This is a genomic window from Acinetobacter sp. USHLN143 (genome assembly GCF_037145695.1).
GTDB classification, from domain to species: domain Bacteria; phylum Pseudomonadota; class Gammaproteobacteria; order Pseudomonadales; family Moraxellaceae; genus Acinetobacter; species Acinetobacter fasciculus.
Genome location: NZ_JBBCWZ010000054.1, coordinates 1 through 22552, shown reverse-complemented (window position 1 = coordinate 22552; position 22552 = coordinate 1). Strand labels below are relative to the sequence as shown.

At 44.0% G+C, this 22552-nt stretch carries 22 protein-coding genes and 2 pseudogenes; 17 read left to right on the top strand and 7 right to left on the bottom strand.

Features of this window, described 5'->3' with window-relative positions:
- Nucleotides 1–243: 243 nt before the first annotated feature.
- The gene (locus tag WFH18_RS12785) at nt 244–693 is read left to right on the top strand and encodes a VOC family protein (RefSeq protein ID WP_004281708.1); all 450 of its coding nucleotides are present in this window, start codon (nt 244–246) and stop codon (nt 691–693) included.
- A gap of 65 nt (nt 694–758) precedes the next feature.
- Here the strand turns inward: WFH18_RS12785 and WFH18_RS12780 are convergent, their stop codons facing one another.
- The 3 genes from WFH18_RS12780 to WFH18_RS12770 form a co-directional block, all read right to left on the bottom strand.
- A complete protein-coding gene (locus WFH18_RS12780) occupies nt 759–1244 on the bottom strand; it encodes a DUF934 domain-containing protein (protein ID WP_005106136.1) in 486 nt (161 codons plus the stop codon).
- Nucleotides 1237–2880 carry a nitrite/sulfite reductase gene (locus WFH18_RS12775; RefSeq protein ID WP_005106135.1) on the bottom strand — a complete coding sequence of 548 codons (1644 nt, stop codon included), beginning with the start codon at nt 2878–2880 and terminating at the stop codon, nt 1237–1239. The genes WFH18_RS12780 and WFH18_RS12775 overlap by 8 nt, the downstream gene beginning before the upstream one ends.
- Nucleotides 2881–3134: 254 nt before the next feature.
- Nucleotides 3135–4256 (bottom strand): CaiB/BaiF CoA transferase family protein, encoded by a 1122-nt coding sequence (locus WFH18_RS12770; protein ID WP_121979995.1) that lies wholly within the window; start codon nt 4254–4256, stop codon nt 3135–3137.
- 212 nt (nt 4257–4468) lie between these two features.
- Between WFH18_RS12770 and WFH18_RS12765 the strand changes: the two genes are divergently transcribed.
- From WFH18_RS12765 to WFH18_RS12750, 4 genes are all read left to right on the top strand, one after another.
- The gene (locus WFH18_RS12765; protein ID WP_005106131.1) at nt 4469–5479 is read left to right on the top strand and encodes an AraC family transcriptional regulator; all 1011 of its coding nucleotides are present in this window, start codon (nt 4469–4471) and stop codon (nt 5477–5479) included.
- Nucleotides 5480–5677: 198 nt separating this feature from the next.
- A complete protein-coding gene (locus tag WFH18_RS12760) occupies nt 5678–6883 on the top strand; it encodes an acetyl-CoA C-acetyltransferase (RefSeq protein WP_121979994.1) in 1206 nt (401 codons plus the stop codon).
- Nucleotides 6884–6894: 11 nt separating this feature from the next.
- The gene (locus WFH18_RS12755; protein ID WP_121979993.1) at nt 6895–9030 is read left to right on the top strand and encodes a 3-hydroxyacyl-CoA dehydrogenase NAD-binding domain-containing protein; all 2136 of its coding nucleotides are present in this window, start codon (nt 6895–6897) and stop codon (nt 9028–9030) included.
- 160 nt (nt 9031–9190) lie between these two features.
- A complete protein-coding gene (locus WFH18_RS12750) occupies nt 9191–9538 on the top strand; it encodes a hypothetical protein (RefSeq protein ID WP_121979992.1) in 348 nt (115 codons plus the stop codon).
- A gap of 69 nt (nt 9539–9607) precedes the next feature.
- Here WFH18_RS12750 and WFH18_RS12745 read toward each other — a convergent pair whose 3' ends face one another.
- Together WFH18_RS12745 and WFH18_RS12740 are read right to left on the bottom strand one after the other, a co-directional pair.
- Nucleotides 9608–10039 carry a GNAT family N-acetyltransferase gene (locus tag WFH18_RS12745; protein ID WP_005106126.1) on the bottom strand — a complete coding sequence of 144 codons (432 nt, stop codon included), beginning with the start codon at nt 10037–10039 and terminating at the stop codon, nt 9608–9610.
- The gene (locus tag WFH18_RS12740) at nt 10033–11256 is read right to left on the bottom strand and encodes a class I SAM-dependent methyltransferase (RefSeq protein WP_121979991.1); all 1224 of its coding nucleotides are present in this window, start codon (nt 11254–11256) and stop codon (nt 10033–10035) included. The genes WFH18_RS12745 and WFH18_RS12740 overlap by 7 nt, the downstream gene beginning before the upstream one ends.
- Before the next feature lie 102 nt (nt 11257–11358).
- Between WFH18_RS12740 and trhA the strand changes: the two genes are divergently transcribed.
- The 3 genes from trhA to WFH18_RS12725 all read left to right on the top strand — a co-directional run bounded on the left by trhA (nt 11359) and on the right by WFH18_RS12725 (nt 13988).
- Nucleotides 11359–12003 (top strand): PAQR family membrane homeostasis protein TrhA, encoded by a 645-nt coding sequence (gene trhA / locus WFH18_RS12735; protein WP_121979996.1) that lies wholly within the window; start codon nt 11359–11361, stop codon nt 12001–12003.
- 142 nt (nt 12004–12145) lie between these two features.
- The gene (locus WFH18_RS12730; protein WP_004281697.1) at nt 12146–13453 is read left to right on the top strand and encodes an MFS transporter; all 1308 of its coding nucleotides are present in this window, start codon (nt 12146–12148) and stop codon (nt 13451–13453) included.
- 133 nt (nt 13454–13586) lie between these two features.
- Nucleotides 13587–13988, top strand: a complete 402-nt coding sequence (locus WFH18_RS12725) for a hypothetical protein (RefSeq protein ID WP_121979990.1) — start codon at nt 13587–13589, stop codon at nt 13986–13988.
- Between the two features lie 24 nt (nt 13989–14012).
- Here WFH18_RS12725 and WFH18_RS12720 read toward each other — a convergent pair whose 3' ends face one another.
- On the bottom strand, nt 14013–15023 hold the full coding sequence (locus WFH18_RS12720) for a metallophosphoesterase (RefSeq protein ID WP_121979989.1): 1011 nt from the start codon (nt 15021–15023) through the stop codon (nt 14013–14015).
- Nucleotides 15024–15124: 101 nt separating this feature from the next.
- Between WFH18_RS12720 and WFH18_RS12715 the strand changes: the two genes are divergently transcribed.
- Nucleotides 15125–16759, top strand: coding sequence for a phospholipase D family protein (locus tag WFH18_RS12715; protein WP_004645955.1), 1635 nt, complete (start codon nt 15125–15127; stop codon nt 16757–16759).
- 36 nt (nt 16760–16795) lie between these two features.
- On the opposite strand, the gene WFH18_RS12710 is transcribed toward WFH18_RS12715, so the two are convergent.
- Nucleotides 16796–17605: a lysophospholipid acyltransferase family protein gene (locus WFH18_RS12710; RefSeq protein ID WP_004645956.1), complete on the bottom strand. Its 810-nt coding sequence runs from the start codon at nt 17603–17605 to the stop codon at nt 16796–16798.
- A gap of 189 nt (nt 17606–17794) precedes the next feature.
- Here WFH18_RS12710 and WFH18_RS12705 point away from each other — a divergent pair, with 189 nt between their 5' ends.
- The 8 genes and pseudogenes from WFH18_RS12705 to WFH18_RS12670 all read left to right on the top strand — a co-directional run.
- Entirely contained in the window at nt 17795–17926 is a 132-nt protein-coding gene (locus WFH18_RS12705) for a hypothetical protein (protein ID WP_005104169.1), read from the top strand.
- A 77-nt stretch (nt 17927–18003) separates the two neighbouring features.
- Nucleotides 18004–19344: a ribosome rescue GTPase HflX gene (hflX, locus tag WFH18_RS12700; protein ID WP_121979988.1), complete on the top strand. Its 1341-nt coding sequence runs from the start codon at nt 18004–18006 to the stop codon at nt 19342–19344.
- Nucleotides 19345–19384: 40 nt separating this feature from the next.
- The gene (locus WFH18_RS12695) at nt 19385–19756 is read left to right on the top strand and encodes a hypothetical protein (RefSeq protein ID WP_121979987.1); all 372 of its coding nucleotides are present in this window, start codon (nt 19385–19387) and stop codon (nt 19754–19756) included.
- Nucleotides 19757–19765: 9 nt separating this feature from the next.
- The gene (locus tag WFH18_RS12690; RefSeq protein WP_044111685.1) at nt 19766–20440 is read left to right on the top strand and encodes an LrgB family protein; all 675 of its coding nucleotides are present in this window, start codon (nt 19766–19768) and stop codon (nt 20438–20440) included.
- Between the two features lie 86 nt (nt 20441–20526).
- Nucleotides 20527–20973 carry a DUF2147 domain-containing protein gene (locus WFH18_RS12685; RefSeq protein ID WP_005106118.1) on the top strand — a complete coding sequence of 149 codons (447 nt, stop codon included), beginning with the start codon at nt 20527–20529 and terminating at the stop codon, nt 20971–20973.
- 204 nt (nt 20974–21177) lie between these two features.
- Nucleotides 21178–21635: pseudogene (locus tag WFH18_RS12680) on the top strand (DUF2147 domain-containing protein).
- A gap of 60 nt (nt 21636–21695) precedes the next feature.
- Complete coding sequence (locus tag WFH18_RS12675; RefSeq protein ID WP_121979986.1) at nt 21696–22145, top strand: DUF2147 domain-containing protein; 450 nt, start codon at nt 21696–21698, stop codon at nt 22143–22145.
- Between the two features lie 147 nt (nt 22146–22292).
- Nucleotides 22293–22442, top strand: a pseudogene (locus tag WFH18_RS12670) (DUF2147 domain-containing protein); the annotation flags it as partial.
- Nucleotides 22443–22552: the final 110 nt, after the last annotated feature.

Here is a 22552-nt window from a genome sequence, read left to right as displayed (position 1 = left end):
AAGGCTGTTATAGCGCTTGACAAGACGCTGATCCAGGCCAGAGATGTTAAATTGAAGAGCATGCTCTTCAATTTAACGCAAAGTTCAGGAATTGTGTAGATACCTATGCCCATAGGGAGAGGGAGTTAAAAATCCTCCTGATCTGGAGGATTTTTTTCGCTTACATTTTGATAAAGCTTGCTCGCGCAAAATACCACAAAGTGGCGTAAATTAAAGCAAGCAAAATAAAAAGGGAGTTCTCCCATGCAACTGAATCATTACCTCAATTTCCAAGGTCAGGCTGAAGCAGCCTTTAACTTTTATAAATCAGTTTTTGGAGGCGAATTTTCAAGTCTGAGTCGTTATGGTGAAATGCCAACTGAAGAAGGTGTCACACTGTCGGAAGTGGATAAAAATAAAATCTTGCATATCTCACTTCCCATTAACGAATTTACAGAACTGATGGCATCCGATACGAATGATCAATTTTGCGCGCAAACCAATACCGTGTTTACGCAAGGTAATAACCACTATATTTCCATTAACTTAGACGCTAGCGAACAAGCTGAAGCACAACGACTCTTTGATGCTTTATCGGTGAATGGTCAAATTGAGATGCCGCTAGAAAGAACCTTTTGGGGCGCACTTTATGCCGCCTTTAGCGATCAGTTTGGAATCCACTGGATGATCAACTGTCAACTTGAAGAAAATTAAAGGTTTTTATCAAGACATAAAAAAGCCGGAATCAATCCGGCTTTTTGACAGTAACTTAATTTAAATTATGCACCTGTTTGATAATGTGCCTGTGCAACCGCAGTCGATGCCTGATACGGATTTCTGAAATCATTCAAACCAGCAGCAGCTTCCTGAATATCCTTACCTTCTTTAATCACAAAAGTATCGAAACCAGAACGCTTCATGTAATTCAGTACATCTTTGAATACATCTCCAGTAGCACGCAATTCGCCCTGGAAACCCTGACGGCGAAGAAGTGCTGCAAATGAATAACCACGGCCATCATTAAAACCGGCAAACTCAATAAAGATTGCATCGAGCTGATCGAGCGGAAAATCATTGGTTTCAGGCGAAGCATCTACAGTTAAGTACAATGCTTTTTTGCCTGTCACATTGGTAATTTGATCTAACTGTTCAACAGTTAATACCACATCACCCTGAGGCAAAACACCATCTTCACCCATCAATTGATAGGTATTGTCTGCAATCGTGCCATCTTTAGAGAGTACTTGAAGTGCGGTATTAAGCATATGCACGCTCCTTAAATGGTTGAATGCCGACACGGCGATAAGTATCGATAAACTCTTCACCTTCCTGACGCAGGTCAAGATAAGTATTCAAAATTTCTTCTACGATATCTGGTACGACTTCGGCTGCAAATGATGGGCCAAGAATGTCACCAATCGACGCATCATGATCCGCATTTCCACCAAGCGTAATCTGGTAGAACTCAGCGCCTTTTTTGTCTACACCTAAAATACCGATGTTACCAACGTGGTGGTGACCACAGGCATTCATACAGCCTGAAATATTCAGATCCAGTTTACCTAGGTTATAAATCGTATCCAGATCATCAAAACGGCGTGAAATTGCTTCAGAAATCGGAATCGACTTCGCATTCGCCAATGAACAGAAATCACCGCCCGGGCAGCAAATAATGTCGGTCAAGAAACCGATATGCGCACGTGCCAGGTTATTTTGGTCAAGGGTTTGCCATACAGCGAACAAATCTTTTTGTGGTACATCGACCAGGGAAATGTTTTGTTCATGCGTGGTACGCAGCTCACCGAAAGTGTACTGATCGGCAAGATCTGCAATCAGGTTCATTTCTTCTGTGCTGACATCACCCGGTGCAATCCCGGCACGTTTCAGTGAAATCGTCACGATACGATAACCTTTCACTTTATGTGCATTGGTATTGATGTTGAACCACTGTTTGAATTTTGGATATTGTGCAAATAGTTCAGTGAAATCTTCATCTGCATAATCTTGGTAGTCAAATGGCGTGAAGTTCTCATCCATTTTCGCCAAGGTGTCTGCATCGATTTTCAGTGTTTTAATCGTATGCGCAAATTCAGCTTCAACTTTCTCGGCAAATACTGCTGGTGTTAAAGCTTTTACCAGAATCTTGATACGTGCTTTATATTTGTTGTCGCGACGGCCATGCAAGTTATACACACGAAGGACTGCTTCCAGATAAGCAATCAGGTCTTCACGCGGCAAGAACTCACGGATAAAGCTACCAATCACTGGCGTACGGCCGAGACCACCACCGACTTTGATTTTATAGCCCATTTCGCCTGCTTCATTACGCACAATATACACACCGATATCGTGGAATGCAGTGGCTGCACGGTCAGTTTCTTCAAGCGCAGAGACTGCAATCTTGAATTTACGTGGCAAGAAAGCAAATTCCGGATGGAAGGTTGACCATTGACGGATCAATTCACAAGTCGGACGTGGATCGGCAATTTCACCTGCAACCACACCGGCATACTGATCCGTCGTGGTATTACGGATACAGTTACCTGAAGTCTGAATCGCATGCATTTGCACAGTGGCCAGTTCAGCCAGCATATCCGGCACATTTTCCAGCGCAGGCCAGTTAAACTGGATGTTTTGACGGGTCGAAATATGCGCGTAGCCACGGTCATATTCTTTTGCCAAATCAGCCACTTTACGAAGTTGTTTTGAGTTCATCAAACCATAAGGCACGGCAATACGTAACATTGGCGCATAACGCTGTACGTACAGACCATTTTGCAGACGAAGCGGACGATACTCATCTTCAGTGAGTTTACCGGCTAAATAACGTTCCGTTTGGTCACGGAACTGTGCAACACGTTCATTAATCAGTTGCTGATCGAAATCAGTATATAAATACATGGCGTACAGCTAGTAGTTTCTATTATATCGCCGGCAAGGATAGCGAGATTGAACCTATCAATAAAATGCTTTTTATACATATTTCATAGCGGTTTTATTGATAAGCCTGTCAAAGTTTCACGGATCTCAGTATTTACAGCACTGGATTAAATTTAAAGTAATAATGATGAAAATCTTCAATTATTATTACTTATTTTCATATAGGAAAAATTTCCTCTCATTTCATTAATAATCTAATTAACACGTTAAGAATATTACCAATTTTGACTTTCTCCCAATTGCTGTCCTACAAACTCATAGCGTATCGTAGAACGTGAAAATTTAATCGGACAAGCCAATTGTGCTTCGGTCTGCTGACTATTGGATTTGAGTGGCACTTGTACGACCCATGCCCGCTGCTGGGCCAGATCAGAATGTAACGCTTCTTCAAGTTTGAGCACCGGTTCAACACAGACATCCAACGCGGCAAACAGCGTTTGCCATTCAGATAAAGACTTAGTCTTGATTTTATTCTGAATCGCCTGCTTCACTGCAGCATGATCTTCAGCGGCATAAGAAGCGCCTTTTTCCAGAAGAATCGGCAGCTCTAAAGCCTGAGCCAATCCCTGCATAAATTGTGGTTCCAGACTGCCAATCGACAGATAACGCTCATCCTGAGTTTCATAATAGTCGTAAAAAGTCCCGCCATTCAGATACCCCGATTCTGGCCGTTGATGCTGATTACCGGCCAGACTGGCAGAAGCCGCCAGATTATTCATCGTCACCACACAGTCGGTCATGGAAATATCAATATATTGCCCTTTGCCACTTTGCTGGCGTTCAATCACTGCGGCCAGAATCGCAATCACGGCATGCATGGAACCACCCGCAACATCAGCGACCTGAATTCCCAAGGCAGGTGGGCCATTTTCAATCCGACCACTGTGTCCAGCAATTCCAGATAAAGCCAGGTAATTAATGTCGTGCCCTGCCTTATCTTTATATGTGCCAGTTTGGCCATAACCTGTAATGGAACAGTAAATCAGTTTCGGATTAATTTCGCTTAAGGTTTGATAATCTAGCCCTAGACGTTGCATCACCCCGGGACGGAATTGCTCAATCACAATGTCATAATCTGCAATCTTGGATTTAACCAGTTCAATATTCGCAGGATCTTTCAAATCCAAAGCAACCGATTGCTTGTTTCGGTTCAGATAACTCTGTGAAGTGGCCTGTCCATTGGCAAAGGGTGGCATTAATCGCAACAGGTCCGGTCGGGTTGGTGATTCAATATGCACAACTTCTGCACCTAAATCAGCAAGATATAATGTAGCAAACGGGCCGGGTAAAAGTGTAGAAAAATCGAGGATTTTCAATCCTTTTAATGCATATGACATTGGAGTATTTGCTCTACTTATATTGCTTTTTTCAGCATCATAGGCACATAAATGAACAAAAACAATGTCATGTTCAGCCATTTACCTTGATAGTTTCGGCAATCTAATATGTAAGAAAATGGCAAGGTGTTCTTATAAATTGCCATTGCTTTATTATTTTTCGTCATTTAGGTCAATTATTAGTGAACATTAAAGAGACTGAAGGATTAAACATGAGTCGCGATACGATCAGTATCCATTTCGTCAATGCAGCCTTATCTGGCGTTAAGCGTCTGGGCATGGATGTCGATACTTTATTGTCTCACGTCGGGATTGAAGCAGAACTGCTGCATCAGCCCAAAGCGCGTATTTCGCCTGAACAATATACCCGCTTTATTAAAATGCTGTGGATGGTGACCCAGGACGAGCATGTCGGCTTTGACAAACAGCAACGCCGGTTGGGTACTTTTGCGATCATGTGCCAGCTCATCATTCATGCCAAAACCCTCGGTGATGCACTAGAACTTTCTTCCCAGTTCTACAAACTCTTTGGTGATGAATGGTCGGTGACCCTGGAGCGTGACAAACACGAAGCTCGTCTTGTTCCACTCATTCCAAATGCAATGGATCCGGATCATTTTATTACTGAAAGCATGTTGATGATCTGGCATGGCTTGGCGTCTTGGCTCATTGAACGTCGCCTGCCACTGGAACGCGTGCATTTTAGCTATCCACGTCCAGCCCATGCCGATGAATATGATGCCCTGTTCTTTGCGCCGGTAATGCAGTTCGATATGCCACGTACCGAAATTACTTTTGCTGCGGACTATCTGGACCTGCCAATTCGTCAGAATGAAGAAACCTTAGAAGAGTTTTTGAAAGCTGCGCCGGCACAATTGCTAGTGAAATTCAAAAACACCAACTCGCTGACTTCACGGATTCGTGATGTGCTGAAGAGCCAGATTGGGGAAGAAATGCCGACATTAAACGATGTCGCGTCGATGTTATATCTATCACCACAAACCTTGCGCCGCCGTCTGGCAGCCGAAGGCAAAAGCTATCAAGGCGTAAAAGATGCCTTACGCCGTGATGCTGCAATTCACTTATTACTTAATCCGGATCTAACCCTTGAAGATGTTGCACAACAAGTCGGTTTCAGTGAAACTAGTACTTTCCACCGCGCCTTCAAGAAATGGACCGGTGTAACCCCGGGTCTGTATCGTCAATTGCATGGCTATCATTAATCAAATGATGTTGCGAAATAACATTTAAAAATTAAAACCAGTTCTCTCCGCCTAAGCAAAAGCTTAGGCTTTTTTATAGCTAAAATTGGCTAAATCGCTCAAATGATCTGGCCCGTTCTCGTCATTGCACTTCAAAAATTAAGTATTACACTCGAGTCATTAGAATAATTTTCATCAAATCAATAAAAGGGACATGCTATGAGCGAGGCATATATTATTGACGCCATTCGTACGCCACGCGGAAAAGGCAAAAAAGATGGATCTTTACATCAAGTAAAACCCATTTCATTACTGACTGGTTTACTCAATGAACTGAAAGACCGTCACGGACTGGACACCTCAAAAGTCGATGATATTGTGCTGGGTTGTGTCACCCCGATTGGTGATCAGGGGGCCGATATTGCCAAAACGGCTGCTATTGCTGCCGGCTGGGACAATGATGTGGCCGGTATACAAATCAACCGTTTTTGTGCTTCCGGTCTGGAAGCTGTCAATCTGGCCGCACAAAAAGTCCGCTCTGGCTGGGAATATCTGGTTGTGGCAGGTGGAGTCGAATCCATGTCCCGCGTGCCGATGGGTTCTGACGGTGGTCCTTGGGCACTGGACCCTGAGACCAATATGGCCTGTGACTTTATTCCACAAGGTATTGGTGCAGATTTGATTGCCACGATTGACGGTTATACGCGTTCTGATGTAGATCAATTTGCCGAACAATCACAACAGAAAGCAGCTGCCGCTCAAGCCAATGGTTATTTCAATGCATCCGTGATCCCGGTAAAAGACAAAGCCGGTGTGGTGATTCTGGACAAAGATGAATTTATCAAACCGACAACGACCGCAGAAGGCTTGGGCAAACTCAATCCAAGTTTCGCCACTATGGGGCAAATGGGCTTTGATGCAATTGCCCTGCAAAAATATCCTGAAGTCGGTGCTATCAATCATGTGCATCATGCCGGGAATTCTTCAGGCATTGTCGATGGTGCGGCTGTGGTTTTGATCGCATCGGAACAAGCGGTAAAAGAACAAGGTCTGAAGCCACGAGCCAAAGTACTGGCCACGGCACTGGTCGGTGCAGATCCAACCATCATGCTGACCGGCCCTGCCCCGGCTGCTCGTAAGGCCTTGGCTAAGGCGGGTTTAACCATTGATGATATTGACCTGTTTGAAGTCAATGAAGCTTTTGCTGCCGTGGTGATGCGCTTTATCAATGAAATGAAGATTGATCCTGCCAAGGTGAATGTCAACGGCGGTGCAATTGCCATGGGACATCCACTCGGTGCGACTGGTGCGATGATTTTAGGGACATTACTGGACGAGTTAGAACGCCAGGGCAAAAAACGTGGAGTAGCTACACTTTGCGTGGGTGGCGGTATGGGCATCGCAACCATTATTGAACTGGTATAAGGAGAAAAATAATGAGCGCAATTCAATATCAAAAAAATGAAGATAATATTGTTATTTTAACGTTTGATTCTCCAAACCAGTCTGCCAATACCATGAATGCCGACTTTCGTACGGCACTAGATGAAGTCGTTGTCCAGTTACAAGCAGATGAAGATATTGCCGGGATTATTTTCCGTTCAGCGAAAAAAACTTTCTTTGCTGGCGGCGATCTGGATGAACTGATTCAAGCCACTCCTGAGCATGCAACTGAATTCTTCAATATGATTGAAGAGATGAAAGCCAAACTACGCTATATCGAAACTCTCGGTATTCCTGTGGTTGCTGCACTGAATGGCACGGCGCTTGGCGGTGGCTGGGAAATTGCCCTGTGTGCCCATCATCGTATTGCCCTGAATGACCCTAAAAGCAAATTTGGCCTGCCTGAAGTCACACTGGGTTTATTACCAGGTGGCGGTGGTATCGTCCGTAGCATCCGCCTGCTCGGTCTGCAAAATGCCCTTCCTTTATTAATGGAAGGCAAACAGTTTGGAGTCGATAAAGCTAAATCTTTAGGGCTGATTCATGAGGTCGCAGACAGTACCGATGAACTGTTGAAAAAGGCCATTGCCTGGATCAAAGCCAATCCAAAATCTCAGCAGCCATTCGATGTAAAAGGCTATAAAATTCCGGGTGGTAGCCCTTCGACACCAGCAGTTGCCCAGATGCTGGCAATTGCTCCGGCGATGCTGCGCGATAAAACCAAAGGCTGTTATCCTGCGCCTGAAGCGATCATGTCGGCTGCGGTAGAAGGTGCACAGGTCGATGTCGATACTGCCCTGACCATTGAATCGCGTTACTTTACTTATTTGGCGACCAGTCAAATTTCTAAAAATATGATTGGCACTTTCTGGCATGGTCTGAATGCAATCAAGTCCGGTGCCAGTCGCCCTCAAGATATTGAAAAGTGGAAAGCCACTAAAGTCGGTATTTTAGGTGCAGGCATGATGGGTGCTGGGATCGCCTATGCCACTGCCAGCACAGGCATTCCAGTAGTTCTGAAAGATATTTCATTAGAAGCGGCTGAAAAAGGCAAATCCTATAGCCAGAAACTGCTGGATAAAAAAGTCGCTCAAGGGCGTTTATCAGCCGAGAAACGAGATCAGTTTTTAAGCCTGATTCAAACAACTGCATCGAATGAAGATCTAGCGGGTTGTGACCTGATCATTGAAGCCGTATTTGAGAATCCCACGCTCAAGGCTCAAGTTACACAAGAGGCAGAACAATATCTTGCCAGCAACGGCGTAATGGCTTCGAATACCTCGACCCTGCCGATCACAGAATTAGCCCAGGCTTCAAAAAATGATCAGAACTTTATCGGCCTGCATTTCTTCAGTCCGGTCGATAAAATGCAGCTGGTGGAAATTATCAAAGGTAAAAATACCTCGGCAGAAACGCTGGCCAAAGCTTTCGATTTCGTGCAGCAAATTGGCAAATTACCGGTTGTGGTAAATGACAGCCGTGGTTTCTTTACCAGCCGCGTGTTTGGTACCTTTGTGCAGGAAGGTTTACGCCTGCTGGCAGAAGGTGTACATCCAGCGCGAATTGAAATGGCTGCACTCAAAGCCGGTATGCCGGTGGGCCCATTGGCAATTCAGGATGAAGTATCCTTGACCTTGTCTGAACATGTAGCCAATGAAAGATACAAAGCTTTAGAAGCACAAGGTCAGACCATCACTAAATCACCTGCGGATGACGTGATTCACAGCATGATTCACGAATTTAACCGTAAAGGTAAGGCTGCAGGCGCAGGTTTTTATGATTATCCGGCCGATGCAAAAAAGCAGCTCTGGTCTGGTCTCAGCTACTGGAAAAAAGACAACGATATTTCTGAACAGGAAATGATTGACCGCTTCCTGTTTGTACAGGCACTGGATACCGTACGTTGTCTGGAAGAAGGTGTCCTTGAATCTGTCGTCGATGCCAATGTGGGTTCCATTTTTGGTATTGGCTTTGCCGCCTGGACGGGCGGTGCAGTACAATTCCTGAATCAGTATGGTTTAGCCAAAGCCGTGACCCGTGCCAAAGTACTTGAAAATAAATATGGCGAACGCTTCAAAGCCCCACAACTCCTCAAAGATCGCGCAGCACACGCCCAGCCGATTCAATAACTTAGGCACTTAAATAAAAGAGGAACGTGTTTCCTCTTTTTTATCTTCTGGATTTGCTTAATGCACTGGATAGACTCATCTGATGACAGATTTCGATCTGCTTTTTGATCAATTTATGTTATAAAGTTACATAAGTTTGATATCCACGTGGGTAAGACCTATGACTGATCACAGTTCACCTGAAAAATCTCCTTGGGGCTGGAAAGCACTTATCATCTTCTGTATTTTAGGTGGATTATTCATGCTTATTTTTTGGCTCGCGATAAGTAATGAACCGGATTACATGCCAAGCCAGCAAAATAAACAAACTACCCAGCAACACGCTTTTAAAAATGCACCGACGATGTCTCCAGAAGCCATTGCCAAAGCGCAGGCGGATCGTGAAGCACGTGAAGCTACCAATACGGCTCATCCAGGTACGACAGCCGCTGAACACAATATGTCAGCTGAAGAACATGCCAATATGGATAATGCCGAGCACAGCTCAAATGCAGCACATGGCCACTGATCCAGATTCAGTCTATGCATAAAAAAGCGAGGTCAATGCCTCGCTTTTTCGTATTTGAATGGCTGAAAATTAAAGCTTTAAATACATATCAATATGCGGAATTCCACAATCCAGATATTCATCACCTTGAGCTTCAAATCCCAGCGCTTGATAGAAGCCAATGGCGTGCACTTGCGAAGACAGCTTTACCAACTTACGCTGCTCTGCACGCGCATAGTCAATCACGGCCTGCATCAAGCGCTGACCAACACCTAAACCGCGTGCTGTGGTTAGGACTGCAACCCGACCGATACTGTTATTTGACAATAAGCGTGCTGTAGCAATCGCCTGATCCTGCTGAAAAACAATGAAATGTACAGCAACCGCATCTTCAACATCCCACTCATCTTCAGCTGCAATATGCTGTTCTTGAATAAACACGGCTTCACGAATCGCTTTGGCATACACTGCCAAATCTTTCCAGCTGCCGGACACTATTTTAAGTTCTGGACTATTTAGCATTTAGAACCAATTCCCTTCTGATCCCACTGGTCATTAAGCAACAATTCCAGTGAATGTTTCTGGATCCCATACATCTCTTTTAAGGCCTGAATTTGTGCCAGAACCGACTGATCAGGTTGTTGATAGTCTTTACGTTTTGTCGCCAGAATCATTTTATTTTTACTGGTATGTTCCAGCGCCACAAATTCAAAAACTTTGGTTTCATAACCATAAGCTTTGAGTAGTAAAGCACGTATGGTGTCAGTCAGCATTTCGGCCTGCTGTCCGGCATGAATACCAAACTGCAACATCGGACTCAGGACTTTCGGTGTTTGTAACTGTGGACGTAACTCCTTATGACAACACGGCGCGCACATGATCATCTGTGCATTCAGGCGAATCCCGCTATGAATCGCAAAATCTGTTGCTACATCACAGGCATGCAAGGCAATCATCACATCCAGACGTTCTGGCGCATAAGTACGCACATCCCCCTGGAAAAAGTCCAGCTGATCAAAACCAGATTGCTGCGCGACATTCTGGCAGAATTCAACCATTTTCGGATTAAGCTCTACCCCGGTGACATACGGCGTTTGACCATGTTTTTGCATATAGTCATATAAAGCACAGGTCAGATAGCCTTTACCCGAACCAAAATCCACCACACGCAGGCCCTCGGCTTGTGGCTTAATCTGCGCCAAGGCACCTGAGAAAATTTCCACAAACTTATTAATCTGCTTCCATTTACGCGCCATGCTCGGAATGATTTGCGCTTTTTGATCGGTAATACCGAGATGCTGGAGAAAAATACTGTCCTGATCGACAAAACGTTGTTTAATCCGGTCATGGCCTTGTTCAACAGGCTTCACCTGATTCATCGCTGCTTTATGTTTGCTGCGCGTTAACATGGCTTTTTTCTTGTTTTTTTTCAGCTGTAATTCTTCATCGACGGTGATCAGATTGGCTTGTTTGCAATATGCTAACAATGTAGTCACCTGCGATAAAGCTTCTTCTAAAGGATAATTTTTGGTGACATCCTGAGTCTTGTAACGATACAGACAGCTCAATACGCGCTGTTCATTTAATGTAATGACTCGCAAGGTCATTTTCTCTAAATCCTGCAGTTCACCTTTATACTGGCTTAAGATCAGGCGATCAAATTGATCCCTTTCAACAGCTTGCTGAAAGGTGTCCAAGAATTGCTGTTCCTGATCTGAGAGAGTTGCCAACGTTGACATAGATAAAACCTGAAATGAATTGCGCATCAAGTTTAAATCTTCTTAACCTAAAAGCAAAATTGAATTATTATACAAGTGTATATTTGAAGAAGAATGACAATCATGCAGAATGCTCCACTGGTTCCAGATTATGATCAAAATGAGGAATGGATTAACTATATTAGTCATGGCGTAGGTGCCGGGCTGTCCATTGTTGCTGGTATTCTTTTGATTATTAAAGGGTCTTACCTCAGTACTGGACAATGGATTGGACTGTGGGTTTATGCACTGAGCATGATTCTGCTGTTTTCTGCTTCAATGCTTTACCACATGGCCACTGCAGCAGACCGCCGTTATTTTTATAAAAAAATCGATCATACTGCGATTTATTATTTAATCGCCGGAACCTATACCCCTTTCCTGTCGATTGCCATTCCGACTGCCAAAGCCCAGTATTTATTGATTGCTCTCTGGGTGATTGCTCTTCTTGGTACACTTTTCAAGTTCGTTTTCATTCATCGTTTTCAGAAACTTTCTTTGGCGGCTTATCTGGCCATGGGCTGGCTGGCGCTGCTGGTGATTGATGATATGCAGCAATATTTAAGTGCTCAATCTTTAACCTTTCTCATCATTGGTGGACTCGCTTATACCGTGGGTGCATTGTTTTACGCTTTAAAAAGAGTAAGATATACCCACGCTATCTGGCACATATTTGTATTGATAGGCGCAGGATCACATTTTCTGTCTATCTATCTTTACGTGATTTAATCATCTCCTTTTTCATTTCAGTGACCCTGAGCGAGTTGAAGCGAGAAGATTGCAGTTGTTTTTTTAAAAAATTACGCCTTTTTTAAAAAGATTACGCTTTTAAAACTAAGTTTTTTTATTTTTAGTAAGTGTAAGGTTTTCCATGGCGTCGTCTAATTCTGCTGCTCAGCCAGCACAAAATTCAAAATTTCGCGTTTTAACAGCGAGCTTGGTAGGCACCACAATCGAATTCTTCGATTTTTATATTTATGCCACCGCTGCTGTCATTATTTTTCCGTATCTGTTCTTCCCTACCAGTACAGATCCGATGACCGCAACCATTCAGTCTCTTGCGACTTTTGCCATTGCCTTTATTGCCCGTCCGATTGGTGCAGCATTATTTGGTCATTTAGGTGACCGGATCGGACGAAAAGCCACCTTGGTCGCTGCTTTGCTGACTATGGGGATTTCAACCGTTGCGATTGGTCTATTGCCAACTTATGCGCAAATCGGAATTGCTGCGCCACTGTTACTTGCACTGTGCCGTTTAGGTCAGGGCTTGGGTCTAGGTGGTGAATGGTCAGGTGCGGTACTTCTTGCAACTGAAAATGCCCCGGAAGGCAAACGTGCCTGGTATGGCATGTTCCCGCAACTGGGTGCTCCGATCGGCTTTATTCTGGCAACAGGTTCTTTCCTGACGCTTGGCGCTTTCATGTCTGAAGCTGACTTTATGGCTTGGGGCTGGCGTATTCCGTTTATCTCAAGTGCCTTGTTGGTAATTGTCGGTTTATGGATCCGTTTAAAACTGCATGAAACGCCTGCTTTCCAGAAAGTGCTGGATAAACAAAAAGAAGTAAATGTTCCTTTTGTTCAAGTGTTCAAAAAGCACTCTCGTATGCTGGTTCTGGGTACGATTGCTGCAATCTGTACATTTGTTGTGTTCTACCTTACTACGGTATTTGCATTGCAATGGGGAACCAAACAACTCGGTTATTCCCGTGAAGAATTCCTGCAATTGCAGTTAGTTGCAACCCTGTGTTTTGCTGCATTCATCCCGCTTTCAGCAGTATTGGCAGAGAAATTTGGCCGTAAGACTACTTCCATTGCGGTATGTGTCATTTCTGCGATCTTCGGTATCTTCTTTGCAGATATGCTTGAATCTGGCAGCACCTTGGTGGTGTTCCTGTTCTTGTGTATTGGTCTGGCGATTATGGGCTTAACTTATGGGCCAATCGGTACTGTATTGTCTGAAATCTTCCCGACTTCAGTACGTTATACAGGTTCTGCATTAACCTTTAACTTGGCAGGTATTTTCGGCGCATCATTTGCACCGCTAATCGCAACCAAGCTGGCAACGGCCTATGGTCTGTCTGCAGTCGGTTATTACCTGACCGCAGCATCTATCCTGTCGCTTGTCGCGTTTTTACTGATTCGTGAAACCAAGAATGATGATGTAAACAATCAGATCTAAGGTTTTAGATCGATTCAAAAGCCAGCACTCGATGCTGGCTTTTTTTATGATTTCACAACAAAACTCGGCTACTTATCTCGTTAAATTTGCTCAACAATCAAATGAACTCAATTCAAAAAAATGAGGCAAGGCCATGCAGGATCTTATTGAATACCTCTCGCAGGAGCAGTTGGTCAATATCATTATTTTGCTGGAAGATGATAAAAAATTAGAAGCTGTTCGCTATATCACCAAGAATACACCCTTGGATGAAGCTCAGGCACTGCAAGTGATTGATGAAATTGTGCGGGAACATGATGTGGTCATGAAGCATGAAAGTACCGGTCCACGCTTTAGTGATGATGCCGATGATATCAACCTGGTGACACCGCCACTGGAAATCCCCACCCATCCTAGTTTGAGTACACCCACAGAAGCTGAAATCACTGCGCAACAATTACGTGAAAATGTGCCAACCCAAAAAATTGAAAAGAAAATCTGGATGATGGCAGCCGTCGCAGTCGTGTTATTGATTCTGGTCTGGATTATCAGTTAACGCAGTACAGAATGCCGACTGAATTTAGATTAGTTCAATAATATCAATGGTAGGCGGCACCCGGAAACGGAAAGGCACGCCGACTAAGCCGGTACCGACAGTAACGAACACATCTGCATGTTCATGGCGGTACATGCCCTTTTTATGTCCCAAAATTGAAACCTTTTTCATGACGTAATTAGTTAACCAAGGCAGCTCCACCTGTCCGCCATGAGTATGTCCAGACAGCATCAGAGGGCGCATCGGCAGTTTGGGAATCATATCGACCGTATCCGGGTTATGCGAAAGAATGACCCAAGGCTTGTCCTGAGGCAAGTCTGGCAAACTGCGCATATCGGCTTTTCCAGCCCAGAGATCACCCACGCCCAAAAGGCGAAACTCATCAAATTCGACAATTTTACCTTCGATATCCATGACCTGATTGACTTGCAGTGCATAATACAACAATTCCTGAATCGGGGGGCCAGGATATTGCTCGTCATGGTTACCATTGACTGAATAGACCGGAGCGTGAATCTCTTTTAAAACTGCCAATTCCTGTGCCAGTTTATTTTCTGGCTCGTAAGTCCAGTCGCCAGCAACCACCACCAAATCAGGTTGAATATGATTTAATTTGTGTACAATTTGTCGCAACTGACGCTCATGACCCGAAAACAGACCGATATGCAAATCTGCAATCAGGGCGATTTTTACTGGCTGCTTTAAACGTTTATCTGCATTGATCTGATATTGTGTCGTTTTCACTTGAATTAAATGTGGCTCGATAAAGCGTGCATAAGTCAAAACCCCACTCAGCAAAAATACAAAAATAGCTTCATGCAGCGAATAATACCCCGTCCATCCAGCATAAATACTGAAGAAAACCAAAGGGATTAATAAATAGGCAAGATAAAACGCCAGCAAATGACCAAAAGCTTTAAAGGGATGAATGGTTTCGGTACGTGATTGGCTCGACCATGCCTGAGCCACAGCCCAGATGGCTAAAATCGCCATTCCTAGATAAAAATAAAACAGTACGGAATTCGAATCCCACATAAATTGGCCTTATTCAGTCGAGCAGCAGATTACTGGCTTTATATTTATCTTTTCATAGCTGGCAATTATACTCAATTCTAATTTTTCATTCTTCGACTTATATGGCCACTGCTCCCCGCGATCAAGTTCATCTTCAATCCTCAAGTTTTATACGCACTCATCGCTATAAAGCCGGCATTTTACTGAGCTGTAGCCTGGTACTGGGTCTGCCTGCGTGTAGCACCTTACCCAAGCAAACCGAACAGCCAAGCCAGATGGCATTTGAAACGGATACATCGCGAACCAGCCTGGCACAAATTGTTGAACCTTTACGTGATCAGAACATCGGGTTGACCGGTTATCGCGTGCTGTATGATCCGCTTGAAGCACTGGCTGCGCGGATTCAGCTGATTAATAAAGCGGAACGCAGTCTGGATCTGCAATATTACATTTGGGATAATGACCGAATCGGTGCCCTCGCCCTGCATGCGATTATTCAGGCAGCGGATCGTGGCGTAAAAGTGCGCCTGTTGATGGATGACAATAATGCCAAGAAAATGGAAGGGATTTATCTGGCCTTAAACCAGCATCAGAATATCGATGTCAAACTGTATAATCCCTATCGCTTTCGTAAATACCGCGCCATGGACATGGTGCTGGATTTAAAGCGCATTAACCGCCGCATGCACAATAAAAGTTTTATTGCCGATAACCAGATTGCCTTGATTGGCGGCCGCAATATGAGCAACCAGTATTATAATGTCAGTGAAAGCTATCAGTTCTCTGATGTCGATGTGATGCTGGTCGGTGCGGCATCGGATGAAATCATTCATTCCTTCGATGAATACTGGAATGATGATTATGCCTATCCGGTGCAAGAGGTTGTGAATCCACGGCATCATGGCTTACGTTTTCCAAGTTTAAAAGAACAGCTAGAAACCCATAGTCAGGATCCAGCGACTCAAAATTATCTGGATCTGGCCAATCGTTCCAGAGCCTTTGACCAATGGCTGGAACAAAACATTCAGCTGGATTGGGTGGAAGCTGAAGTGGTCAAAGATCCACCGAGCAAAATCAAAGCCAAGGCCAAAACCGAAGAACACCTGAATTTCCAGTTATTACAGCGCCTGGAAAAACCTGAACAAAGTGTCGATATTGTCTCTGCCTATTTTGTCCCGGAAAAAATTGGTGCAGACCGTTTAAAGAAACTGGCGAATGAGAATATCAAGGTTCGCGTCCTGACCAACTCTTTTAAGGCCAACGACGTTGCCGTGGTGCATGCCTTTTATGCCAAATATCGTCAGGATCTATTGGAAAATGGGGTGCAGCTGTATGAGTTCTTGGCAGCGCCAGAAGCTAATCACCTAAATGCCAATACTGAGGAAATTTCGAAAAAAGCTAAAGTCAGCCTGAAAGGACTGAGCCGTTCCAGCCTGCATGCCAAACTGATGGCACTGGATCAAAAACAGGTGTTTATTGGTTCTTTTAACTTTGATCCGCGTTCAGCCTATTTGAATACTGAAATTGGCGTGTTGCTGAACAGTCCGTCTTTGGCACGTGCAGTACACGACACCATGGACAAAAATTTAAGCAAATATGCGTATAAACTGGTGCTGGATGCGAATCAGAACATTAACTGGAAAATCAAGAAAGCCAATGGTGATGTTCAAACGTTTACCAAAGAACCAAAAATGAAATGGTATCAGAAAGCTGGACTTAAACTGGTGTCGTGGCTGCCTATTGAAGGCTTTATGTAAGTTTGATTCTTTGAACAAAAACCATAAAAAAGCCTCTTATTGAGGCTTTTTTAATACCCGTGACTGAAGTTCAACTAGGCCAGTCTGCATTTTTTCTTGGACCACACGGGTAAGGCTTTCAACCGTATGCCCTTCCGTGGCAATTGCAGGTAAAGCCACTAAATGTGCAATGACTTGCGGCATTTCCAGTACTTTTTTGACATGGGCAGCAAAACTGATGTCATTGACAAACGGCGCAACCATATCCAGTTCACCCTGCTGATTCACATAACAAATCAGACAGATTTGTACAGGACGCTGCGCTTCAATCGCGGCGCCTAAAATCCGGCCGTGCACTTTTTTGATGGCTCGCCCATCAGAAGTCGTCGCTTCAGGAAAGAACAGCACCGGAATATTCTGTTTCAGGAAACCGGTAATTTGTTCACGAATCCTGACGGAATCTCCTGAACCACGTTTAATAAATAAGGTGCCACCACCCTTGGCCAATTTGCCTAGAATTGGCCAGTTCTCAATTTCTGCTTTCGCCAGAAAAAATACGCGTGCCCCTGAACCCAGAACTGCAATATCGAGCCAGGACACATGGTTACTGACCCATAAGGCGGGTTCACGCGGAATCTCGCCATGTACCCGCACTTCGATATTGAATACTTTGCATAACTGGCGGCAAAAATGTTGCACATAGCGAGTATTGGTCGGGTTATTCGGATTTTTATATAAGCCATGACGAAAAACCAAATAGAACCCCTCACTGATGGTGGCCAATGAGGCGGTAATTTTCCGGCTATACAGAAAAAACTTGGCCAAGCCTTCGATATCTGGAGTCTGGTTTTGTACAGTTGAGTTCATAAAAACGTCATTAAATCCTAAGCGAGATACAGGGAATATCCACGAATTAAACTCATTCTATACTGTTCATTCGCAACTTGCATTGATAATAAAAATAGACCAATAGCATCTATATCTTCAATTTTAATTGGATTAAAAAATCATTCAAAATAAAACTATCGAAATATTAGATTGAAAAGGATCGTAGCCATGCCAGATCAAACCCAGCCCGCGAACGACACACCTCCGCCTTTACAAGTGCTCAAATATATTTTGGGCGGCACCTTCATCTATGCCGTGGTACTGGTAACACTTGCACAACTGTTTATCAGCGCACTTTAAACCAAAGCCGCGCTAATTCGGTATCTGCTCAGCCCTTTTTCAACTACACTAAAGTTTTCAAGTGGAGATTGGCCTGAGTGGAATATTTACAACAACATCGAGGGAAAGAGCGCGTCATTCTGGTGAGTGTCAGCGTACAAATGCTGGATGACCTTGATGCTGAAGAGTTTCGTTTACTGGCCCAGTCTGCAGATGCTGAAATTCTGGAACATATTTATGCTCAGCGGGTGAAACCCGATGCCAAATTTTTTATCGGCTCCGGCAAGGCAGAAGAAATCGCTGAGCGTGTTGAAGAACTGGATGCCAATCTGGTCATTTTTGACCATGCCCTGACCCCAGCCCAAGCCCGAAATCTGGAACAGGTGATCAAATGCCGCGTGGTCGATCGTACTGAACTGATTCTGGATATTTTTGCCCAGCGTGCCCGTACCTATGAAGGTAAGCTGCAAGTCGAACTGGCACAGCTACAACATTTATCTTCACGTTTAATTCGTAGTCGTGGCAATCTCGACAGTCAGAAAGGCGGGATCGGTTTACGTGGTCCCGGTGAAACCCTGCTGGAAACGGACCGCCGCTTGCTGCGTATCCGTATGGGACAGCTCAAGGCACGCATTGATAAAGTCCGCCAGACCCGGATGCAAGGTCGTGTAGCCCGTCAAAAAGCGGCTGTTCCAACAGTATCTTTAGTCGGCTATACCAATGCAGGCAAGTCGACCCTGTTTAACTTACTCGCCAACAGCGATGTCTATGCAGCCGATCAGCTGTTTGCCACTTTGGACCCTACTTTACGGCGTCTGGAATGGGATGGGATTGGCAATCTGGTACTGGCCGATACGGTAGGTTTTGTCCGTAACCTTTCCCATTCGCTGGTTGAATCCTTTAAAGCAACTTTGGAGGAAACCGTAGAAGCCACGCTGTTACTGCATGTCATTGATTCAAGCAGCCCAGAAATGCTGGAGCAGATTGAAGCTGTAGAAAAAGTGCTGAAAGAAATTGGTGCCGATGTTCCGATCCTGCAGGTTTATAACAAAATTGACTGTAGCGGTGAAGAAGCCAAAATTATTTATCGACGTCCGGGCGAACCGGAACGGGTTTATGTTTCGGCACATAGTGGCGAAGGTATCGATCTGCTGCGTAAAGCGGTACATGAATCCTTGATGGGGAAACTGCAATCCTTCGATTTAATCCTGAAACCCGCTTATGGCAAGCTGCGTAACCAGCTCTATGGTCTGAATGTGATCCAGTCAGAACATTATGATGATGAAGGCCAGCTGCATCTTCATATTCGAATTGCCCCACAAAAACTGGAACAGTTGATTAAACAGGCGCATTTACCTTTAGAGGAAATTCTGGGCAAACAGGCCCAACAATTTCAGCGTCCACTGGAAGCGTTTGAAATCCAGTCAAAGATCGAGTAAAACTTGATAAGTAAACTTATTAATATTAATGATCATAGCAATGAACTGGATAAAACGAATAGATTGGCCAGCATGGATCGGTACCCTGTTACTTATTATTGTCTTTCGGGAAGCTTCGGTCTGGTTAATGACCCAACTGAATCATCCTGAATTAGGTAATCTGGTCGGGTTATTGAGCCTTTTAATTGTGCTATTTACCTGGCGCTACTTTGGCAAACTCCCCGCCCGCCTCGTGGATACCAATAATAAACTGATGAAGGAAAGCGCCTTTGCTTTCCTGCCTGTCAGTGCAGGTGCACTAATGATGCTGGTACATATGGGCCAGAAAATTCCGGCCTTTCTGTTCATCATGTTTTTCAGCACCCTGATTCCTTTATGGATTTACGCCAAAATGGCCAAGCGCTGGTTATAGGAGTTCCGCATGTTATCTATTTTGTATGGCTTTGCGGTTACGCTCAGCGCCTATCTGATTGCCAAACCCTGTAACCGGTTCATACCGCAAATTCCCGTCATCGTGTTCAGCATGTTCTTTGTACTGGCGATTTTATTTGTGCTGGGCATTCCCTATGAAAATTACATGGATGAAGTTAATCCTCTCTTCAACCATTTACTCGGCTATGTGACCGTCGCCTTGGCTATCCCTCTGGCCGCGATGCGCTACGATGACTTGCCGCTCAAAGCCATTATCGGCATTTTGGTTTTTGCCAGTATCAGTGCTGTCGCCTTACCGATGGGACTGGCTTATCTGCTGCATATGTCCTCTGCAGACATTATGGCGTTTGCTACCCGTGCCGTGACTACTCCAATTGCGATTAATATTGCCACCCTGCTGGATGCACCCATCAGCATGGTCATTCTGATCGTGATTCTTTCTGGTGTGATTGGTGCAGCTTTTTCTCCATTTATTCTGAGACATATCAATGATGAACGTGCCTCCGGATTGGCTTTAGGACTGGCTGCACATGCCATTGGTACAGCTCAGGCCTGGCAGCGCGGCAGTGTTGCAGGTCGTTATGCTGCTTTTGGCATGGCGGTAAATGCGGTCTTCACCGCGATCTGGTTGCCAACTTTTATACTTTATTTGCAAAAAATGTGACTAGTGAATCAAATTATTCATTTGTTTTATAGGGTAATCGTTCTTACTATAGAGTAAGAACACTAATCTCACCTAGGAACAGATATATGAAAAAGGTTCAATTCTTTTCAACTTTACTTTTAGCCTCTTTCAGCCATCTGGCTTTGGCCTCTGACCTTTCAGGGACATGGAGAAATATTGACGACAAAACTGGTTCACCTAAAGCATTCCTCGAAATTCGTGAGACGGCTTCCGGCGTCTATGCTGCCAAGATCACAAAAATCACCCCGCGTCCTGGATATACCCCGAAAGAAAACTGTGTGTCCTGTCCTGCACCTTATACCAATAAACCTATTCTCGGCCTGGATGTGCTCACTGGCTTAAAGCACGTCGGCAATAACAGTTTTGCTCAAGGCAAGCTGCTTGATCCATTATCAGGGAATCTTTATAACACCAAAGCAAAATTAAGTGCTAATGGGAAACGTCTGATCCTACGCGGCTATATCGGCGTTTCAGCACTAGGCCGTAGTCAAACCTGGATTAAGCAGGATTAATTCCTGCTTTATTAAATAAAATGTGACGGGGTTATGCTTTAGTAGATAGAAGCTTGCATTTTAATGCATTAAGTTGTATGAATATTAAACATATGCTTTTTTTATGCAATATAGATTATGAAAGTGCATTAACGTAGTTTGCGTCAACATTCACCACATGGAATTAGGTGAATGTTCATAAAAAAATAAGGATAAGGATATCGCATGTATAAAATCGCAATTTTAACTGTTTTTTCAGCTTCTTTATTCACAGGCTCTATGGCCTTTGCTCAGGAGTTATCTGGTCTCTGGCAACAGATTGATGATAAAACTGGCTCACCTAAAGCATTGATTGAAATGAAAACTCAGGCTGATGGCTCCTATACCGGAACGATTACTAAAGTCACACCTCGCCCAGACTATACCCCACGGGAAAAATGTGTCAAATGTCCATCACCTTATACCGATAAACCGATAAACCGATTTTGGGATTAGACGTCATTAAAGGACTGAAACCCACCACCAAAAATAACTATGCACATGGCCGGGTACTCGATCCACTCACCGGCAAAATTTATGATTTAAAAGGGCGGATTTCTGCCAATGGGAAACGACTGACTTTACGTGGATATATCGGGATCTCTGCGATTGGTCGCACACAAACCTGGATTCGCCAGGATTAATAAAAACAGCACTTTTGTGTTGGGGATATTTTATTCATCTATAAAAAAGGCATAAATATAATGAAACAAACTAAATTAGGATTAATGTTCATCGCTGCACTGATGACTGGGACTGCTTATGCACAGGATCTGACGGGCATCTGGCAGCAAATTGATGATAAAACCGGCTCACCAAAAGCAATTATTGAAATTCGTCAAAATGATAATGGGACTTTTGCTGGAAAAATTATCAAAGTGACTCCACGTCCAGGCTATACTCCACAAAAGACCTGCAATAAATGTCCCGCGCCTTATACCAATCAGCCGATCATGGGCATGGATGTATTGACTGGCTTAAAACATGTGGAAGGCACCAACAATTATGAAAAAGGTAAAGTGATTGATCCATTGGCAGGTAAAGTTTATGACGCTCGAGTGCGTCTAAATGCCAATGGTAAACGTTTAACCTTGCGTGGTTATGTGGGTGTGTCCGCTTTAGGCCTTAGCCAGACCTGGATTCGCCAAGATTAATACCTAATTCTCATTATTCAAAAAAGCTGCCAAATTGGCAGCTTTTTTTAGTGTATCAACTCTATAGTATTCAGATAAGTGTTGACTATTTTAGTAAGATTTCTAACATGAGCGGGCGATGATAAAAATTCTTTGGAATGACTCTCTATGTTTAAAAAAATATTACTTGCCGCGCTTACAGCAGGATGTATGACGAATTTGTGGGCAAACGATATTACCGGGACCTGGCAACAAATTGATGATAAAACGGGGGCGGCTAAAGCGATTATCGTCATTAGCAAAGAAGCAAATAATACCTAACCTGAGTTCGACATAAAAAATAAATAAAAAAAAGCCTTAGCATCTGTAATATCTTGGTTACGAAGACAAAACATTTCAGAGCAAGGCTTTTTCATGGACTATATTAC

Coding starts and splice junctions, on each gene's coding strand:
- WFH18_RS12755 (WP_121979993.1), top strand. CDS start 6,895: ATGAGCGCAATTCAATATCAAAAAAATGAAGATAATATTGTTATTTTA.
- WFH18_RS12725 (WP_121979990.1), top strand. CDS start 13,587: ATGCAGGATCTTATTGAATACCTCTCGCAGGAGCAGTTGGTCAATATC.
- WFH18_RS12775 (WP_005106135.1), bottom strand. CDS start 2,880: ATGTATTTATATACTGATTTCGATCAGCAACTGATTAATGAACGTGTT.
- WFH18_RS12730 (WP_004281697.1), top strand. CDS start 12,146: ATGGCGTCGTCTAATTCTGCTGCTCAGCCAGCACAAAATTCAAAATTT.
- WFH18_RS12695 (WP_121979987.1), top strand. CDS start 19,385: ATGAACTGGATAAAACGAATAGATTGGCCAGCATGGATCGGTACCCTG.
- WFH18_RS12715 (WP_004645955.1), top strand. CDS start 15,125: ATGGCCACTGCTCCCCGCGATCAAGTTCATCTTCAATCCTCAAGTTTT.
- WFH18_RS12705 (WP_005104169.1), top strand. CDS start 17,795: ATGCCAGATCAAACCCAGCCCGCGAACGACACACCTCCGCCTTTACAA.
- WFH18_RS12760 (WP_121979994.1), top strand. CDS start 5,678: ATGAGCGAGGCATATATTATTGACGCCATTCGTACGCCACGCGGAAAA.
- WFH18_RS12785 (WP_004281708.1), top strand. CDS start 244: ATGCAACTGAATCATTACCTCAATTTCCAAGGTCAGGCTGAAGCAGCC.
- WFH18_RS12675 (WP_121979986.1), top strand. CDS start 21,696: ATGAAACAAACTAAATTAGGATTAATGTTCATCGCTGCACTGATGACT.
- WFH18_RS12770 (WP_121979995.1), bottom strand. CDS start 4,256: ATGTCATATGCATTAAAAGGATTGAAAATCCTCGATTTTTCTACACTT.
- WFH18_RS12685 (WP_005106118.1), top strand. CDS start 20,527: ATGAAAAAGGTTCAATTCTTTTCAACTTTACTTTTAGCCTCTTTCAGC.
- trhA (WP_121979996.1), top strand. CDS start 11,359: ATGCAGAATGCTCCACTGGTTCCAGATTATGATCAAAATGAGGAATGG.
- WFH18_RS12740 (WP_121979991.1), bottom strand. CDS start 11,256: ATGTCAACGTTGGCAACTCTCTCAGATCAGGAACAGCAATTCTTGGAC.
- WFH18_RS12745 (WP_005106126.1), bottom strand. CDS start 10,039: ATGCTAAATAGTCCAGAACTTAAAATAGTGTCCGGCAGCTGGAAAGAT.
- WFH18_RS12720 (WP_121979989.1), bottom strand. CDS start 15,023: ATGTGGGATTCGAATTCCGTACTGTTTTATTTTTATCTAGGAATGGCG.
- WFH18_RS12780 (WP_005106136.1), bottom strand. CDS start 1,244: ATGCTTAATACCGCACTTCAAGTACTCTCTAAAGATGGCACGATTGCA.
- WFH18_RS12710 (WP_004645956.1), bottom strand. CDS start 17,605: ATGAACTCAACTGTACAAAACCAGACTCCAGATATCGAAGGCTTGGCC.
- WFH18_RS12690 (WP_044111685.1), top strand. CDS start 19,766: ATGTTATCTATTTTGTATGGCTTTGCGGTTACGCTCAGCGCCTATCTG.
- WFH18_RS12750 (WP_121979992.1), top strand. CDS start 9,191: ATGACTGATCACAGTTCACCTGAAAAATCTCCTTGGGGCTGGAAAGCA.
- WFH18_RS12765 (WP_005106131.1), top strand. CDS start 4,469: ATGAGTCGCGATACGATCAGTATCCATTTCGTCAATGCAGCCTTATCT.